Raw genomic sequence first — 18,044 nt, forward strand, 5'->3', positions numbered from 1 at the left:
TTCTATATTCTTTAATAATAATTGACAAAAGACAAATTGTAGGATATTAATATTTTAATTGTTTAAATTAATTGATATATCGTATATTTTTGTACAACAATGAAGTTGATCTATAAGCCGGGTTCTGTTAAAAACAGTCATTTATCTAGATTAATAATTACTTATTAATTCATAGCAGTCTACCCGGAGCTTCGTATGCGGGTACATGTCTCCTACTTGACCTTGCTCCTAGTGGAGTTTACCGTGCCAAATTTGTTACCAAATTTTGCGGTGCGCTTTTACCGCACCATTTCACCTTTTCCAAAGGAAAATATTGTTTTGATTCAATATTTTATTTTGGTAGTTTATTTTCTGTTGTACTATTCGTAAGATCTCTCTTCCCAGGTGTTACCTGGCACTATACCCTGTGGAGCCCGGACTTTCCTCTGTTTAATAAATTAAATTATACAGCGACTGTTCAATCAACTTCATTAGATTTTTTATTTATTACATTATTATATAGTATATTTTTATTGAATCCAAATATTTTTGCAGTTATTTTTATAGCTGTACTTTTTTTCGTTTCTTTTTTTAATATATTGAAAGTATTTAATATTTTAGAGGATACAATATTATTTTTGTTTTTTTTTTTTCCACTAATTAGAATTGTTATTTCTCCTTTCGTCCAATTAGTATCATTTTTAATAGTAGAGAGTATTTCTTTTGTTGTTCCTTTTTTTATTTTTTCCCATTTTTTTGTTATTTCTTTCGCAACCGTTATTTTTCTTTTTGAGCCCATTATTTGTTTAATTAATGTAATCGTATTAATTAATCGTTTAGGTGATTCATATAAAATGATTGTACGTAATTCCCGACACAAGGAATATATTTTTTTTTCACATGATTTTTTTTTTTTAGGTAAGAAACCTTCATAACAAAATTGGTTAGTTTTTAAACCTGAAGCGCTTAGCGCAGTGATTGCTGCGCAAGCGCCAGGTAAAGGAACAACTCTAATATTATTAGAATATGCATATTTAACTAGTAAATATCCAGGATCATTAATAACAGGAGTTCCGGCTTTAGAAACAATTGCAATATTTTTACCATTATTTAACATATCAATATATTTATTTTTCTTTTTTTTTTCATTACATATATTTAATGATAATAATTTATTTTTAATAGAAAAATATTTCAATAAAATTAATGTGTGTTTTATATTTTCAGAAACAATATAATCAACATTTTTTAAAATATTAATAGATCGGTATGTTATATCTAATAAATTACCAATGGGGGTAGGGACAATATATAATAAACCAACATCATTTTTTTTTTATACATAATTTTTAATTATGACCTATTGTTTATTGTAGATAATTATATTAAATAAAATGTTTTTAAATTTTCATTGTTAATGAAATATTATTTATTATTAATTTTTATATAAAATTTATTATATTAATAATTTTTTTATTATATCATATATTCAATAAATAAATTTTATTTTTATATAATTAATAATATTTTTATATTTATAAATATACCATTATTTTCATTGAATATAAAAATTTTATTAATAATTTTATTTATATCGATAAAAATTTTATCTAATATTTTTATTTTTAATAAAATATATTATTATTTAAGGATAAAACATATTGAAAAGAACAGTAATTACAGGTTTTGGAATCATGTCTAGTATTGGTTATATAAAAAAAAATATTGTAAATTCATTAAAAAAAGGTATTTCAGGAATAGTATTTTCTAAAATGATGAAAAAATATGGTTTATACAGTAAAGTATGGGGTGGAATATCTACGAAAAGGTTCAATGAAATACCTAAAAGATTTTTGCGTTTCATGAATCTTGCATCTATGTACTCATATCTTTCTATGAAAGATGCTATTCAGGATAGTAATTTATTTTCTGATATATATATGAAAAATCCTAGAGTAGGTATTATAATAGGATCGGGAAGTGGAGCGGCTCAATTTTATAGATCAATTTTTCAAAATAATAATTATCTTAATAAGATTAGTCCATATACTGCTATTAAAAATATGTCTTCTTCAATTTCAGCTTGTTTAGGTTCTTTCTTTAAAATTTATGGTGTTAATTATTCTGTTAGCTCTGCTTGCGCAACTTCTGCTAATTGTATTGGAAATGCTTATGAGTTAATTTCTACTGGAAAACAAGATATTATTTTTGCAGGAGGAGGGGAAGAATTGAGTGTAGAATTAGCTGCTCAATTTGATGCTATGAGAATTTTATCTATAAATTTTAATAATACACCAGAATTTTCTTCTCGAGCATTTGATCAACATCGTGATGGATTTGTTATTTCAGGCGGTAGCGGTATAATTGTTTTAGAAGAATTAGATTATGCTTTATCCAGAAATGCTAATATTTATGCTGAAGTTATTGGTTATGGAACAACTTGTGACGGTAATAATGTTGTATATCCATCTGGAGAAGGTTTTATACGCTGTATGAATGATGCAATGAAATATGTTAATGGTACTGTTGATTATATTAATGCTCATGGTACATCTACTAAAATTGGTGATATTAAAGAATTATATGCTATCAAAAAGGTTTTTAAAAAAAGTATTCCTTATATATCTTCAACAAAATCTATGACTGGTCATTCTTTAGGGGCAGCAGGAGTGCAGGAAATCATTTATACTATGTTAATGTTAAAGTATAATTTTATTGCTCCAAGTATTAATATAAAAAATTTAGATTGTTTTGCACGTCATATGAATATTATTCAAAAGCCTATGAATAAAATAATTAATATTGCTATGTCAAATAGTTTTGGTTTTGGTGGAACAAATGTTAGTTTGGTAATAAAAAAATATTATTCATAATGAAGAATATTTTTGGACATAATATGTAATATTTTTTTTAGATTCTTTATAATTAGTTAATTTCTATATTATTAACAGTATAATTTATTATTATATATGATATTTTTAGTAACATAATAAAAAATTATTTTTTTAAACATGTATTATTATTAGTAATATTTCTATATTAATATTATTTCTTTATTTTTTTAATATTATATGAGTTTATAGATGAATTAATTAGGTTATTTTTAAAAAAAAGCTATATCTATAGTAGATAGTAGTAATATAAATTATATAAAAGAGCTATTATTCTCATGTTATAATTGCTTATTCTATATTAATTTTACAAAGTGCTTTGTCTAAAAATGTGAATATATTATTTTCTATTTTTATAGAAAATATAAAAAATATTAGCTTTCTAATGAAAGATTATTCCATTTACGTAAATGGTATAGTGATAGTAGATTGTAGTATAAAAATTTTTAAAAATATTTTTTAAATATATATCTTTTAATATATATAAGTATTGTTAGGAAAATAATAAAGCATATATTCACAAATATATGAAAATAATATAATTATATAAAAATAATAGTATTGATTGATTTATAATATTAATGAAATTAGATTTTATTTTAAATATATTTAAGAAAAAAGAATTTAAAAAAAAATAGATATTAAATGTAATTTAGTATTATTACGTTTTTATATTAAAATTTATATATTTATAGATTTATATACATGTTTAATTTTTATATTTTTATGTAAATTTATAGCCTGTATTAAAAATATTTTTCTAGTTTTAAATATTTTTTTAATCTAGATATAGGAGTAATAAAATTAAAAAAATTTTTTTATTATAAATAATATCAGTATAAATTTATTTATATATATTATGGTAAATTTTAGTATTATTAAATTTAGATTATATAACTATATTTATAAATAAATTAAAACAATTAGATATTTAAAAAGATAATTTTTTAAAAAAATTTAATTTTAATGAAAAATTTTTACAGTATTTATTAATCTGATTTCATTCTTTTTTTTAAATTTAAATTTATATTTATATAGAATTTATATTCTAATTCTGTTGAAAATTATCTGAATATATCTAACAATATAGTTTTAATTTTATAAAATACAAAAAAATTCTTATTAAATAAATTATAATTTTAAAAAATATTATTAAATTTATAATATAACATATTGTAAATTTTTTAAAAAAGCGATTTTATACGAGGAAAATATATGTTATCTAGAAAATATTTATCAAATGCAATACGCATTTTAAGTATAGATTCTATTCAAAGAGCGCAATCAGGTCACCCGGGAGCACCGATGGGCATGGCAGATATTGCTGAAGTTTTATGGCGTGATTTTTTTAAACATAATCCAAATAATCCTCTATGGTCTGATCGAGATAGATTTATTTTGTCTAATGGTCATGCTTCAATGTTATTATATAGTGTTTTACACCTTTCGGGATATAAAATATCAATAGAAGATTTAAAAAATTTTAGACAATGTTTTTCTAAAACGCCAGGCCATCCTGAAGTTCATTGTACTCCAGGGGTAGAAATTACTACAGGTCCATTAGGACAAGGTTTAGCATCTGGAGTAGGTATGGCAATTGCTGAAAAATTATTATCACAATATTTTAATAAAAAAAATTTTGATATTGTAGATCACTACACATGGGTTTTTTCTGGTGATGGGTGTTTAATGGAAGGAATTTCTCATGAAGTATGTTCTTTAGCTGGAACACTAGAGTTAGGTAAATTAATTGTTTTTTATGATAAGAATGGTATTTCTATTGATGGTGAAGTATCTGATTGGTTCACTGATAATACAAAAAAACGTTTTTTGTCATATAATTGGCATGTTATTGAAATTAATGGTCATGATTCAGAAGAAATTATTTATGCTATTAAAATAGCTAAAGAAAATATTTTAAAACCATCATTGATTATATGTAATACAGTAATTGGATTTGGTTCTCCTAATAAATCAGGTAAATCAATTTCTCACGGAGCGCCTTTAGGTGAACTTGAAGTATCTTTAACTCGTAAACAATTAAATTGGCCTCATCCTTCTTTTCATATTCCTAAAGCTGTTTATTCTGAATGGGATGCTAAAAAAAAGGGAGAAGCAATAGAATTATCTTGGAATAATTTATTTGAAAAATATTCTGTAGAGTATCCTGAATTATCTAAGGAATATATTCGTCGAATAAAAGAAAATTTACCTGATAATTTACAAAAAACATTATATAATTTTTTATCAGAATTAAATACTTCATTTATAAATATTTCAACACGTGAGTCTTCAAAAAATACACTAGAGAAATTTGGACAATGCTTACCCGAATTAATTGGTGGATCAGCTGATTTAGCTCCTAGTAATTTAACTGTTTGGTCTGGATCTAAATCTATTAAAAATTTTATTAAAGGTAATTATATTCATTACGGTGTAAGAGAATTTGGAATGACATCAATTGCTAATGGAATTTATCACCATGGAAGTTTTATTCCTTATACTGCTACTTTTTTAGTATTTTCAGATTATGCTCGTAGTGCTATACGTATGGCTGCATTAATGAAAACGCGACAAATATTTGTTTATACTCATGATTCCATTGGTTTAGGTGAAGATGGACCTACACATCAACCAATTGAGCATATATCTACTTTACGATATATACCAAATTTAAGTTTATGGAGACCATGTGATTCTACTGAAACTGCTATTTCTTGGTTTTATGGTATTAATAGAAAATCAGGACCTACAGCATTAATATTAACACGTCAAAATGTAAAACAATTTTCAAGAACAAAAGATCAAATTAACAATATTTTTAAAGGTGGCTACATTTTAAGAGAATATGGTCATAATATTAATTATATTATTATTGCTACTGGATCAGAAGTATCATTAGCAGTAAATGTTGCTAAAAAATTATATAAAATAGGTTGTCATATTCGAGTTGTATCAATGATATCTACTGATTGTTTTGATCTTCAAGATAAAAATTATCGTAATCTTGTTTTACCTAAAAAAATTGTAAATAGAATATCTATTGAAGCTGGAAGTAGTGAATATTGGTATAAGTATGTTGGTATAAATGGTATTCGAATTGGAATTGATACATTTGGAGAATCAGGTCCTGGAGAAAATTTATTTGAATTTTTTGGTTTTTCAGTAGATAAAATTGTTACACAAGTTAAGAATCGTTTTTTTCTTTAATTTTATTAAAGATATTTTTTTATATATGTATACTAATGTTTTAAATTTAACTCGAGAATTAATTAATATACCATCAATTAGCCCGAAAGATTTAGGTTGTCAAGACATTTTAATTAAAAGACTGCAATTATTAGGTTTTAATATAAAAAGAATCAATTTTAAAGATACAAATAATTTTTGGGCTTGGAGAGGATATGGTAAAACTATTATGTTTTTAGGACACACGGATGTAGTTCCTGAAGGTAATATTTCTGCTTGGAAAACTCCACCATTTACATCTACCATATGTGATGGTTTTTTATATGGTAGAGGTGCTGTTGATATGAAAGGATCCATAGCTGCTATGTTGGTAGCTGTAGAAAATTTTATTAAGAAAAATCCTAATTATATAGGTCGAATATCATTTTTAATTACCTCAGATGAAGAATCTACCGGAAAATATGGAACAAAAAAAGTAGTTTCAATATTAGAAAAAATGGAAGAAAAAATTAATTATTGTCTTGTTGGAGAACCAACTAGTGAAAATATTTTAGGTGATTGTATAAAAAATGGTCGTAGAGGTTCACTTTCTGCTGATTTAACAATATATGGTATTCAAGGTCATGTGGCTTATCCTCATTTTGCTACTAATCCGATTCACGCATCATCTCCATTTTTAGTTGAGTTATCTACTTTATCTTTAGATGAAGGTAACGATTTTTTTGAACCTACATCGATTCAAATATCAAAAATATATTCAGACAATAAGTGTACTATAAATATGATTCCTGGGGAATTAAAAATATTTTTTAATATTCGTTTTAATTCTTTGATAACCGAAAAAATGATTATAAATAGAATTAAACAATTACTTCAAAAATATTTAATAAAATATTCTATTTCTTGGGTTTGTCATGCTAAACCATTTATTTCCCCTCCTAGTACTTTTTGTAATATTCTTTCTGATTGTATATATAATTGTACTAATATTATTCCTAATATTAAAACAAATGGCGGTACGTCAGACGGTAGATTTATTTTTCATTTAGCTAATGAAACAATAGAATTTGGTTTATTAAATTCTACAATTCATCAAGTTAATGAATGTGTAAATATAAATGATTTATTAAAATTACAAAATATTTATTTTGATGTTTTAAATAAATTATTTTTATAAATTTTATATATCATTATAATTATAATATTTTTGTTATAAAAAAATTTTTATATAGTATTTATGCAATGATAATATGAATTTTATCATTGCATAAGATATATATTAATTTAGTGAAATTAATTTAATGAACATAATGGTTATTATAAAATATATACCAATTTTAGATATGTATTTTTTTGCTAAAAAAATAATTTAATTTTTTTTTTAAAGAATACATTTAATTTTTATATAATTTTATTAAATTAATTGCTGTTTTAAGATTTTTTTTGTTTTTATTTAATAGTGGTGTCATAGGTAATCTTAATGTATCAAATTTTATTAAATTAATATATTTAGCTGCCCATTTTATGGGTATAGGATTAGTTTCTTGAAATAAAAGATGATGTAGAATATTTAATTTTTTATTTATTATTCTGGCATTAACAAAATCTCCTGCTAAAGCAAGATTACACATTTTTACCATATGATAAGCAGCAATATTAGCTGTAACAGAAATAACTCCTGCACCTCCTAATTGAATAAAATCTAAAGCTGTTGTATCATCTCCACTCATTAAAATAAAGTCATTTTTTACAATTTGTTTAATTTGATTGATTCTAGACAAATTCCCTGAAGCATCTTTTAATCCAATTATATTTTTAAATTGTGATAGTTTAGCAATTGTTTTAGGTAATAAATCACATCCTGTGCGATTGGGTACGTTATATAGTATTTGCGGTAAATCAGTACTTTCTGCAATAGCTTGAAAATGAAGATATAATCCTTTTTGTGTAGGTCGGTTGTAATAAGGAGTAACATTTAAACACCCGGAAATTCCTGATTTTTCTAGTTTTTTGGTGAGTATAATACTTTCTGAAGTTGCATTTGATCCAGTTCCTGCAATTATAGGTATTTTTTCATCTGCAAATTCTAATGTATTCATAATAACATTTGTATGTTCATTTTGATTTAATGTTGCTGATTCTCCAGTCGTTCCTACTGAAACTATTGCATTAGTTTTATTTTTAATATGATAATAAATTAATTTTTTTAAACTTTTTTTGCAAAGGTTCCCTTTATCATCCATAGGTGTAATTAAAGCAACAATACTTCCTTTAAACATGTTAATAGTTCCTTATGAAAAAAAGAATATATTTATTTTACTGAGATTATGATTTATGAATAATTAAAAATATTATTTTTAGATTAATGGATGTTTTATAAAATATTTTTATTGGATAAATGAATATTTATAATTTTATTTTAATAAAATATTTTTTTCATAAAGATACAATATAATATATCTCATATTTTAAAAAAATATTATATAGAAAGATAAAACAGAATTCTTACGTTTTTTAACTATAAAAATATAAATTTTGTAATGTTTTATAGAAATACATGTTATTTCCCGCATTGAGCACGAAAGCGTAATGTATGATCCATTAATGTTATCGCTAACATCGCTTCAGCAATTGGAACTGCACGTATACCTACACAAGGATCATGTCTGCCTTTTGTAATAATAGAAGATTTTTCCCCGAATTTATTTATTGTTTTTCCAGGTATTTTAATGCTAGAGGTAGGTTTAAATGTTGCTTTTATTACGATTTTATCCCCATTACTAATCCCCCCTAAAATCCCCCCTGAATGATTACTAGAAAATCCATTTGGTAAAATTTCATCTCGATGTATATCACCAGTTTGTTCTACTACATTTACCCCGTCTCCTATTTCAATAGATTTAGCTGCATTAATACTCATAATTGAATGAGCAATTTCCGCATCTAATCGATCAAATACCGGTTCTCCTAAACCAATAGGAACATTTTTTGCAATAATTATAATTTTAGCTCCAATAGAATTTCCAGATTTTTTTAATTTTTTCATAAATTGAGTTATTTGATGAATTTTTTCAGAATTACTACAAAAAAATGGATTATTTTCTACTTCTTTCCAGGATTGAAATGGACAATGAATAGGTCCTATTTGTGACAAATATCCTCTAATAATGATATTATATTTTAATTTTAAATATTTTTTTGCAATTGCCCCAGCTGCTACTCGTATAGCTGTTTCTCTAGCAGAAGATCGACCTCCTCCTCTATAGTCTCTAATACCATATTTTTTATCATATGTAAAATCTGCGTGATTAGGTCTATATAAATTTTTAATGTCTGAATAATCTTGTGATCGGGTATCTTTATTTTTTATTTTTATTCCAATACTGGTTCCCGTAGTTATTCCTTGAAAGATACCTGAAAAGATTTCAACTATATCTTCTTCTCTTCTTTGTGTAGTAAACGGAGAAAACCCTGGTCTTCTTCTATTTAGTTCTTTTTGTATATCACTATTTTTTAGAGAAAATCCAGGAGGTACCCCATCAACAATTCCAGCCAACATAGGCCCGTGTGATTCACCACATGTTGTAACTTTAAATATTTTTCCTATTGTATTTCCAGACATATACACCTCATTATGAAAAATAATTAAGTAGATATTTTAAGATATAATTATTTTTTTATTATAATATTTTATTTATTTAAAATAAATAAATAATTAATTATATTAATATACATAAATGTTGATATTTTTTTTATAAATATAAAATTATTTTTTTATTTTATATAAAATATTACATATTTTTATTATAAATAAATAGATATTTTTTTTAAAAAATTATTTTTTAATAAATATTACTGCTATTTTTATAAATATAATATTTAATTAAATAATATTATGAATTTAAACATTTTGGAAAATTTTAGTATGAAAAAAAATAATATGATTAATTTAAAAGAAAAAGAAACATTTTTATATTATATGAGAGGAGTTAAAAAAATTATACAAGATAAAATTTGTCATATTAATCTTAAAAATCCTAATAAATATAGATTATATGATAAAGATGTTTTCACACAAGAAGCTCATAGTTATTATTTTAGGGATATTGTAAATGAAAATTCATTTTTATTAACAAATAATCCTATTTGTTTTGTTCGAAATATACGTTATAATCTTGATTTAAAAAAATTAAAAAGAGGAGAATATATACCAGAAATTACTTTAGATTTACATGGAATGAATTTATATCAAGTTAAAAAAGAATTAGGAAAATTAATTGCTATTTGTCATAAAGAGAAATTTTTTTGTGCTAATATTCTTCATGGATATGGTAGGAAAATATTAAAAAAACAAATTCCATTTTGGTTATCACAACACCCTGATATAATAGCTTTTCATCAAGCCCCTAAAATATTTGGTCATGATGCAGCTATATTAATTTTTATAAAAAATGATTATATATGATAATATTATATTTTTCTATCTATTAAAAATTAATTATTATAGAATGAATTTATAAAAAATTATTTTTAATATTTTATTGAAATAGATTTTTTTTTTATAGATTAGATTAATATAAAGAGTATATTATTTATTTTATATAATATTTTTATAAATAAGAAATAATTGTAAATTTATTTACGGTAATAGTTAATAATTTATATTTTTAATATTTATATTGAAAATATTTTTTTTTTATTTATATTAAATATATTTGAAATAAATAGATTAAATATAAATTTATTCAGTATTTATTTTATTGAAAAATATATATAAAAAAAAATTAATTAAATTATTAATTATTTAAATATATTTCTAGTTTTAGTAAATTTTTATTATTTTAAATATTTTTTTATATAAAAATATATTTATATTTTTGTTATATTTTATACTGATAAAAATAGGATTATGCAATTGAATAACAATCGTATACGTTTAGCTATACAGAAATCAGGTCGATTGAGTAACGATTCACAAAATTTATTAAAAAATTGTGGTCTTAAAATTAATTTACAAAAATCTAGTCTTATTGCATTTGCTGAAAATATGCCAATTGATATAATTTTTGTTAGAGATGATGATATTCCGGGTTTAATTATGGATGGAGTAGTAGAATTAGGAATTATCGGTTCTAATGTTTTAGAAGAAAAATGTTTAACTAGATTATTAACGAAAGAGCCGGTTTCATATACTATTTTACAAAATCTGGATTTTGGTATTTGCCGTTTATCATTATCAATTCCCTTAGATATGGAATATTCAGATATATCTTGTTTAAAAAATTATCGTATTGCCACTTCGTATCCAAATTTATTAAAACGATATTTTGATAAAAAGAATATTCCTTTTAAACCGTTCGTTTTAAATGGTTCTGTAGAAGTTGCTTATAATTCTGGTTTAGCGGATGTTATATGTGATTTAGTATCTACTGGAGCTACATTAGATGCTAATGGATTAAAAGAAGTAGAAACAATTTATGATTCTCGCGCATGTTTGATTTCTCGAAAAGAAACATATATGATTCCTGAAAAAAGAATATTTATTAAAAAATTATTAAATCGCATTCAGGGTGTTATTAAAGCTAGAGAATCGAAATATATTATGTTACATATTGAAAAAAATAAATTAGGAAAAGTAACTGATTTATTAAAAGGGGTAGAGCAACCAACTATTTTAGAATTATTTGGAAATAAAAAGAAAGTAGCTTTACATATGGTTAGCAGTGAAACTATTTTTTGGGAAACTATGGAACAATTAAAATTATTAGGAGCTAGCTCTATTTTAGTTTTATCGATAGAAAAAATGATGGAATAAAAAGATTATGTTTAATATATATAAAAATATTTTTAATTGGAATACTTTAACTGAAAAAGAAAAAATTTCTTTATTATTAAGGCCGAAGGTTACTATTGATAAAAAAATTAAAGAATCTATTGAAAAAATTATTAGTACTGTTAAAAAAAATGGAGATATTGCTGTACATTCCTATAATTTAACATTTGATAAAATTAAATTAGATTATTTTTATATTCCTCAAGAAAAAATTGATTTATCTGTTAATCTAGTTTCGAACTCTTTTAAAAATGCTATATTAATTGCTAAAAATAATATTAGTATCTTTCATACTAAACAAATTTTATCTAATTCAGATATAGAAACATATCCCGGTATACATTGTCAACATATAATACAACCTATTAATTCAGTAGGATTATATGTCCCTAAAGGGAAATTACCATTGATTTCTACGGCTTTAATGTTATCTATACCGGCGAAATTAGCGAAATGTCCCAATATTGTATTATGTTCCCCGCCTCCTGTGAGTAATGAAATATTATATATCGCTAAAATATGCGGGATTAACAAAGTTCTTCAACTTGGTGGAGCTCATGCTATTGCTGCTCTTGCTTTAGGAACCGAAACTATAGAATCAGTAGATAAAATTTTTGGTCCTGGAAATACTTTTGTTACGGAAGCTAAATTACAAGTTAGTAATTGTATTCCTGGTGTATCAATAGATATGCCTGCCGGCCCTTCAGAAATGTTAATTATAGCGGATAAAGATTCTAATGCAGAATTTGTTGCTTCTGATTTATTAGCGCAATCTGAACATGATATAAATGCGCAGGTAATTTTATTAAGTACGAGTTTAGACTTTGTAAAAAAAGTAATTGTAGAAATTCAAAAACAATTGTTGCATTTATCTAAAAAAAATATTATCTTATGTTCATTAAGAAATAGTAAAATTATTATTTCCACTTCTTTAATTGAATGTTTTGAGATATCTAATTTATATTCCCCTGAACATTTAATCTTACATATAAAAAATTCAAAGAATTTTTTATCATATATTAAAAATGCTGGATCAGTATTTTTAGGAAAATGGACACCTGGAGCTGCAGGTGATTATATTACAGGAGCAAATCATGTTTTACCGACATACGGATACTCTACCACTTTTTCTTCTTTACGTATTTCCGACTTTCAGAAAATAATTACAGTTCAAAAAATGACAAAAAAATCTTTAAAAAATTTATCAAATAGTATTGAAGTGTTATCTTTAACAGAGGGAATGGATGCTCATAATCAATCGGTAACAATTAGAATTAATGCATTGAAAGATGCTAAAGTTATGAATGGGTTTAATATAAAATGAAAAAATTAATCCCACAACATATACATTCCTTGAAGCCATATAAATCAGCACGTAGTATTGGTTTAAATGGTCGTATTTATTTAAATGCAAATGAATCTCCATGGACCAATGCAGTTAAATATATACATAATAATTTAAATCGATATCCAGAATTTCAATCATTTAAATTATTAAAAAAATATTCTCAATATTCAAATATTTCTAGTAATCAAATTTTGATTACTAGAGGAGCTGATGAGGGGATTGAATTATTAGTTCGTACTTTTTGCTTGCCAGGTAATGATTGTATAATGTTTTTTACTCCAACATATGATATGTATTCTGTAGTGTCGGATATTTTTAATATAAAAAAAATCATAGTACCACTTTTACCTAATTTTCAGTTAGATATAAAAAACATTAGAAAAAAAATTGGTAATGTTAAATTAATTTATTTATGTAACCCTAATAATCCTACCGGAAATTTATTTTTACAAACAGATATTATTAAGATTCTTTCTATTATTCCAAGCACGACTTTATTAATTATTGATGAAGCTTATATTGATTATTCTATTCAATATAGTTTTATTTCTGAATTAAATAGATTTAAAAATTTAGTAATTTTACGAACATTATCGAAAGCGTTTGGTTTATCAGGAATTAGATGTGGTTTTATATTATCTACTGTATATATTATTGATATTCTTAAAAAAGTATTAGCTCCATACCCTATTCCTACGCCAGTATCTGATATTGCTATCAAGTCATTACAATTAAAAAATATTAAAATAGTACAGAAAAATATTTCACAGATTTTAAAAAATAAATTTTTTTTAATTGAAAAAATAAAATCTTTTTCATGTATAAAAAATATTTTTTCTAGTCAAACTAATTTTATTCTTATAAAATTTTTTCAATCTAAAAAAGTATTCCAGTATCTGATTTTACATGGAGTGATAGTGCGTGATCAATCGCATAAATTAGGTTTAGAAAATTGTTTAAGAATATCAATAGGTACAATTAATGAATGTAAAGATTTAATTAATATTTTATCTATGTTTGAAGGAAAAAAAATATAAGATGAAAAAAAAAATTTTATTTATTGATCGTGATGGTACTTTAATTAAAGAGCCAAAAAAAACATATCAAATTGATTCTGTTAGTAAATTTTATTTAGAAAAAAATGTAATATCTTCTTTATTAAAAATTATTGATTTAGGTTATGAATTAGTAATGATTACTAATCAGGATGGGTTAGGTAGTATATCTTTTCCTATACTAAAATTTAGTCAAATACATAATTTAATGTTAAATATTTTTTCTTCACAAAACATTTTTTTTAAAAGTATTTTAATTTGTCCTCATTTTATACATGAAAAATGTACTTGCCGTAAACCAAATACTTCATTGGTTTCGTATTGGATGAATAATATTAATATTGATAAAAAAAATAGTTATGTAATTGGAGATCGAGATACAGATATTCAATTAGCTAATAATATGGGAATTAAAAGTTTTTTATATCATTCAAAGTTTTTTTCTTGGAAAAAAATTGTTATACAATTAACATGTCCTAATAGATTATCAGAAATTTCTAGAAATACTTTAGAAACCAAAATATTTATAAAAGTTAGTTTAGATATTCCAATGAAAAATTATATTAATACTGGTATTAGTTTTTTAGATCATATGTTAGACCAAATTAGAATACATAGTGGTATTTGTATATATATTGATGTAATAGGTGATCTATATATCGATGATCATCATACAGTAGAAGATATTGGAATAACTTTAGGATCTGCTTTAAAACGCGCTCTAGGAAATAAAATAGGATTATCAAGATATGGATTTACTTTACCTATGGATGAAAGTATTTGTTCATGTTTACTTGATATATCTGGTCGTTCTTTTTTATCTTTTTATGCTACATTTAAGAATAAATACGTTGGCGATTTAAGTGTATGTATGATAGAACATTTTTTTTATTCTTTAAGTCAGTCAATGAATATTACTCTTCATTTACATGCTTTCGGTAAAAATGATCATCATTGTGCTGAAAGTTTATTTAAAGCATTTGGTCGATGTTTAAAACAAGCTATTTATTTAGATGGTCAGAATTTACCGACATCAAAAGGTTTATTATAATGTCAATTGTAATTATTAACACAGGATGTTCAAATCTTTTCTCTATTCAATGTTCAATACGACGATTAGGATATTCAGTAACTGTGACTGATTCAGTGCATGATATTAAACAAGCTAAAAAAATATTTTTACCTGGAATAGGTACTTCTATTTCTGTAATGAATTTTTTAAGAGAAAAAAATTTATTATCTTTCTTAAAAGATACAAATCAACCGATTTTAGGAATTTGTTTAGGTATGCAATTATTAGGAAAATATAGTTATGAAGGAAAAAAATGTATTTTATTAAACAAAGTATCATGTTTAATAAAAAAATTACCTAATATAAATTGTTCGGTACCACATATTGGCTGGAATACTGTACATTATAATGTAAATAATAATATATTTAAAAATATTGACAATAATACTCAATTTTATTTTTTACATAGTTTTTATATGAAAGTTAATCAATATACTATTGCTTCTTCTATACACGGTGTTCAATTTTGTTCTGCGATGGTAGTAAAAAATTTTTTTGGAGTTCAATTTCATCCAGAAAAATCAGGAAGTCAAGGAGAGCAGTTAATTAAAAATTTTTTAGAGATATAAAAATATGATTATCCCGTCATTGGATTTTATTAGTGGTAAAATTGTACGTTTGTATCAAGGTAATTATAATCATAAAACATATTATGAAATTGATATATTTAAACAAATAGATCATTACATAAAACAGGGCGCAAAACATATACATTTAGTTGATTTAGATAGATGTAAGAATCCAAGTAATAATCAAAAACATATTCTAAAAATTATTTCTCACTATAATGAAATTACCTTTCAGGTAGGTGGTGGAATTCGGTCACAAAAAGATGTTGAAGATTTGTTTAATGTCGGTGTTTCAAAAATTGTTATAGGAACATCTGCTATTTTGTATCCAGATGATTTTAAATTATGGTTAGATAAATATGGTTGCAATAATTTTATATTAGCTCTTGATATAAAGATAAATAGAGATAATGAAAAAAAAATTGCCATTCATGGTTGGAAAAATATTACAAATATTAATTTAGAAAGCGCAATTAATGATTTCCTCCCATATGGTTTAAAAAATATTTTATGTACAGATATTTCAAGAGATGGAACTTTTTTAGGGCCTAATATAAATTTATATAAAAATTTGAAAAAAAAATTTCCTAACATTATATTACAATCTTCAGGTGGAATTAGTTCTCTTGCTGATTTATATCATTTAAAGAAAAATAATATAGAGCATGTTATTATAGGTCGTGCTTTTTTAGAGAAAAAATTTACTTTTTTGGAGGCTCAAAAATGCTGGCAAAAAGAATAATAGCATGTTTAGATGTTAAAAATGGCATGGTTATAAAAGGTATTAAATTTCGTAATCATATCATTATTGGAAAAATAATTGAATTAGTAAAATATTATTCTACACAAGGCATTGATGAATTAGTTTTTTATGATATTTCAGCTTCTCCTAAAAAAAAATTATTAGATATAAAATGGATTGCTAAGATTGCGGAGCTAATTAACATACCATTTTCAGTAGCCGGTGGTATTTCTTCGATAGAAGATGCTAAACAGATTTTAGCATTAGGTGCGGATAAAATATCTATTAATTCTCCAGCTTTAGCTAATCCTTTGTTAATTAGTAAATTAGCAGATCGTTTTGGAGTTCAATGTATTGTAGTAGGAATAGATTCATGGTACGATCAAATAAATAAAAAATATCAAGTTTTTCAATATACTGGAAATGAAAAAAAATCTCATCTTACGTATTGGAGTACTTTTGATTGGGTTAAAAAAGTACAAAAATTAGGTGCAGGCGAGATTGTTTTAAATACTATGAATACTGATGGAACTAAATCTGGTTATGATATTAAACAACTAAAAAAAATTCGTGATATTTGTTCTATCCCTTTAATTGCTTCAGGTGGGGCAGGTAGTATGAATGATTTTTTAAATGTTTTTGAAATTGCTAAAGTAGATGGTGCTTTAGCGGCTTCTATATTTCATAATAAATTAATTTCAGTTATAGATTTAAAAAGATTTTTATTTACAAAAGGAGTAATAATTAGACAATGTTAACCTGTAAAAATATAAAATTTTTAAACTGGAAACAATATATGAATATGATTCCAGCTATTGCTCAACATTATATTTCAGGTGAAATATTAATGTTTGGATATATGAGCCCTGAAGCATTGAATAATACCATTGAAAGAAAATTATTTACTTTGTTTTCTCGTAAAAAAAATAGATTATGGGTAAAAGGGGAAAATTCTAAAAATTTTTTACATGTTAAAAAAATTATAACTGATTGTGATTATGATGTTATTTTAGTTAAAGTAAAACCATCTGGTAATACATGTCATTTAAATAGATTCAGTTGTTTTAAATCTGCAGAACCGATTTATTCTTTTATATTAAAATTACAAAGTATCATTAAATTAAGAAAAAAAGAAAATTCTAAAAAATCTTATATTAGTAATTTATTTTCTTTAGGTAATCATAGAATTGCACAGAAAGTAGGAGAAGAATCCATAGAAATTATTATAGCTTTTTTAGAGAAAAATTCTGTTAATATTATTAATGAATCATCTGATCTATTATTTCATTTATTAATTTTATTACAATCTGTTAATATAGATTTTGAATCAATTATTTTAAATTTAAAAAACCGTTCTCATAAATAA

The 18,044-nt window shown here is 23.7% G+C and carries 15 protein-coding genes and 1 other RNA gene; 12 read left to right on the plus strand and 4 right to left on the minus strand.

Annotated features, from left to right (window positions below; translation table 11 throughout):
- Positions 1-97: 97 nt before the first annotated feature.
- Both rnpB and rsmI read right to left on the minus strand, forming a co-directional pair.
- Positions 98-469: RNase P RNA component class A (gene rnpB / locus BUCIPICE3303_RS00300), an RNA gene on the minus strand.
- A complete protein-coding gene (rsmI, locus tag BUCIPICE3303_RS00305) occupies positions 458-1,288 on the minus strand; it encodes a 16S rRNA (cytidine(1402)-2'-O)-methyltransferase (RefSeq protein WP_154049135.1) in 831 nt (276 codons plus the stop codon). Before rsmI ends, rnpB begins: the two co-directional genes overlap by 12 nt.
- Before the next feature lie 352 nt (positions 1,289-1,640).
- Here rsmI and BUCIPICE3303_RS00310 point away from each other — a divergent pair, with 352 nt between their 5' ends.
- The 3 genes from BUCIPICE3303_RS00310 to dapE all read left to right on the plus strand — a co-directional run bounded on the left by BUCIPICE3303_RS00310 (position 1,641) and on the right by dapE (position 7,236).
- Positions 1,641-2,852, plus strand: a complete 1,212-nt coding sequence (locus BUCIPICE3303_RS00310; protein ID WP_154049136.1) for a beta-ketoacyl synthase N-terminal-like domain-containing protein — start codon at positions 1,641-1,643, stop codon at positions 2,850-2,852.
- Between the two features lie 1,233 nt (positions 2,853-4,085).
- Positions 4,086-6,080: a transketolase gene (gene tkt, locus BUCIPICE3303_RS00315; RefSeq protein WP_154049137.1), complete on the plus strand. Its 1,995-nt coding sequence runs from the start codon at positions 4,086-4,088 to the stop codon at positions 6,078-6,080.
- A gap of 25 nt (positions 6,081-6,105) precedes the next feature.
- Entirely contained in the window at positions 6,106-7,236 is a 1,131-nt protein-coding gene (dapE, locus tag BUCIPICE3303_RS00320) for a succinyl-diaminopimelate desuccinylase (protein ID WP_154049138.1), read from the plus strand.
- A gap of 217 nt (positions 7,237-7,453) precedes the next feature.
- On the opposite strand, the gene dapA is transcribed toward dapE, so the two are convergent.
- Both dapA and aroC read right to left on the minus strand, forming a co-directional pair.
- Positions 7,454-8,338 (minus strand): 4-hydroxy-tetrahydrodipicolinate synthase, encoded by an 885-nt coding sequence (gene dapA, locus BUCIPICE3303_RS00325; RefSeq protein WP_154049139.1) that lies wholly within the window; start codon positions 8,336-8,338, stop codon positions 7,454-7,456.
- 281 nt (positions 8,339-8,619) lie between these two features.
- Entirely contained in the window at positions 8,620-9,681 is a 1,062-nt protein-coding gene (gene aroC, locus BUCIPICE3303_RS00330; RefSeq protein ID WP_154049140.1) for a chorismate synthase, read from the minus strand.
- A gap of 303 nt (positions 9,682-9,984) precedes the next feature.
- On the opposite strand from aroC, the gene smrB reads away from it, so the two are divergent.
- The 9 genes from smrB (at position 9,985) to hisIE (ending at position 18,044) form a co-directional block, all read left to right on the plus strand.
- On the plus strand, positions 9,985-10,524 hold the full coding sequence (gene smrB / locus BUCIPICE3303_RS00335; protein ID WP_154049141.1) for an endonuclease SmrB: 540 nt from the start codon (positions 9,985-9,987) through the stop codon (positions 10,522-10,524).
- Positions 10,525-10,968: 444 nt separating this feature from the next.
- Complete coding sequence (hisG, locus tag BUCIPICE3303_RS00340; RefSeq protein ID WP_154049142.1) at positions 10,969-11,874, plus strand: ATP phosphoribosyltransferase; 906 nt, start codon at positions 10,969-10,971, stop codon at positions 11,872-11,874.
- A gap of 7 nt (positions 11,875-11,881) precedes the next feature.
- The gene (gene hisD, locus BUCIPICE3303_RS00345; protein ID WP_154049143.1) at positions 11,882-13,216 is read left to right on the plus strand and encodes a histidinol dehydrogenase; all 1,335 of its coding nucleotides are present in this window, start codon (positions 11,882-11,884) and stop codon (positions 13,214-13,216) included.
- On the plus strand, positions 13,213-14,277 hold the full coding sequence (hisC, locus tag BUCIPICE3303_RS00350) for a histidinol-phosphate transaminase (RefSeq protein WP_154049144.1): 1,065 nt from the start codon (positions 13,213-13,215) through the stop codon (positions 14,275-14,277). The genes hisD and hisC overlap by 4 nt, the downstream gene beginning before the upstream one ends.
- 1 nt (position 14,278) lies before the next feature.
- Positions 14,279-15,346 (plus strand): bifunctional histidinol-phosphatase/imidazoleglycerol-phosphate dehydratase HisB, encoded by a 1,068-nt coding sequence (hisB, locus tag BUCIPICE3303_RS00355; protein ID WP_154049145.1) that lies wholly within the window; start codon positions 14,279-14,281, stop codon positions 15,344-15,346.
- The gene (hisH, locus tag BUCIPICE3303_RS00360; protein WP_154049146.1) at positions 15,346-15,936 is read left to right on the plus strand and encodes an imidazole glycerol phosphate synthase subunit HisH; all 591 of its coding nucleotides are present in this window, start codon (positions 15,346-15,348) and stop codon (positions 15,934-15,936) included. Before hisB ends, hisH begins: the two co-directional genes overlap by 1 nt.
- Positions 15,937-15,940: 4 nt before the next feature.
- Positions 15,941-16,678, plus strand: coding sequence for a 1-(5-phosphoribosyl)-5-[(5-phosphoribosylamino)methylideneamino] imidazole-4-carboxamide isomerase (locus BUCIPICE3303_RS00365; RefSeq protein WP_154049147.1), 738 nt, complete (start codon positions 15,941-15,943; stop codon positions 16,676-16,678).
- Entirely contained in the window at positions 16,660-17,436 is a 777-nt protein-coding gene (gene hisF / locus BUCIPICE3303_RS00370) for an imidazole glycerol phosphate synthase subunit HisF (RefSeq protein WP_154049148.1), read from the plus strand. Before BUCIPICE3303_RS00365 ends, hisF begins: the two co-directional genes overlap by 19 nt.
- Entirely contained in the window at positions 17,430-18,044 is a 615-nt protein-coding gene (gene hisIE / locus BUCIPICE3303_RS00375) for a bifunctional phosphoribosyl-AMP cyclohydrolase/phosphoribosyl-ATP diphosphatase HisIE (protein ID WP_154049149.1), read from the plus strand. The genes hisF and hisIE overlap by 7 nt, the downstream gene beginning before the upstream one ends.

This window comes from Buchnera aphidicola (Cinara piceae) (assembly GCF_900699035.1).
GTDB classification, from domain to species: domain Bacteria; phylum Pseudomonadota; class Gammaproteobacteria; order Enterobacterales; family Enterobacteriaceae; genus Buchnera_F; species Buchnera_F aphidicola_AV.

Excerpts from the sequence above, each read along its gene's own strand:
- tkt (WP_154049137.1), top strand. The coding sequence starts at position 4,086 with ATGTTATCTAGAAAATATTTATCAAATGCAATACGCATTTTAAGTATA.
- dapE (WP_154049138.1), top strand. The coding sequence starts at position 6,106 with ATGTATACTAATGTTTTAAATTTAACTCGAGAATTAATTAATATACCA.
- dapA (WP_154049139.1), bottom strand. The coding sequence starts at position 8,338 with ATGTTTAAAGGAAGTATTGTTGCTTTAATTACACCTATGGATGATAAA.
- aroC (WP_154049140.1), bottom strand. The coding sequence starts at position 9,681 with ATGTCTGGAAATACAATAGGAAAAATATTTAAAGTTACAACATGTGGT.
- smrB (WP_154049141.1), top strand. The coding sequence starts at position 9,985 with ATGAAAAAAAATAATATGATTAATTTAAAAGAAAAAGAAACATTTTTA.
- hisG (WP_154049142.1), top strand. The coding sequence starts at position 10,969 with ATGCAATTGAATAACAATCGTATACGTTTAGCTATACAGAAATCAGGT.
- hisD (WP_154049143.1), top strand. The coding sequence starts at position 11,882 with ATGTTTAATATATATAAAAATATTTTTAATTGGAATACTTTAACTGAA.
- hisC (WP_154049144.1), top strand. The coding sequence starts at position 13,213 with ATGAAAAAATTAATCCCACAACATATACATTCCTTGAAGCCATATAAA.
- hisB (WP_154049145.1), top strand. The coding sequence starts at position 14,279 with ATGAAAAAAAAAATTTTATTTATTGATCGTGATGGTACTTTAATTAAA.
- hisH (WP_154049146.1), top strand. The coding sequence starts at position 15,346 with ATGTCAATTGTAATTATTAACACAGGATGTTCAAATCTTTTCTCTATT.
- BUCIPICE3303_RS00365 (WP_154049147.1), top strand. The coding sequence starts at position 15,941 with ATGATTATCCCGTCATTGGATTTTATTAGTGGTAAAATTGTACGTTTG.
- hisF (WP_154049148.1), top strand. The coding sequence starts at position 16,660 with ATGCTGGCAAAAAGAATAATAGCATGTTTAGATGTTAAAAATGGCATG.
- hisIE (WP_154049149.1), top strand. The coding sequence starts at position 17,430 with ATGTTAACCTGTAAAAATATAAAATTTTTAAACTGGAAACAATATATG.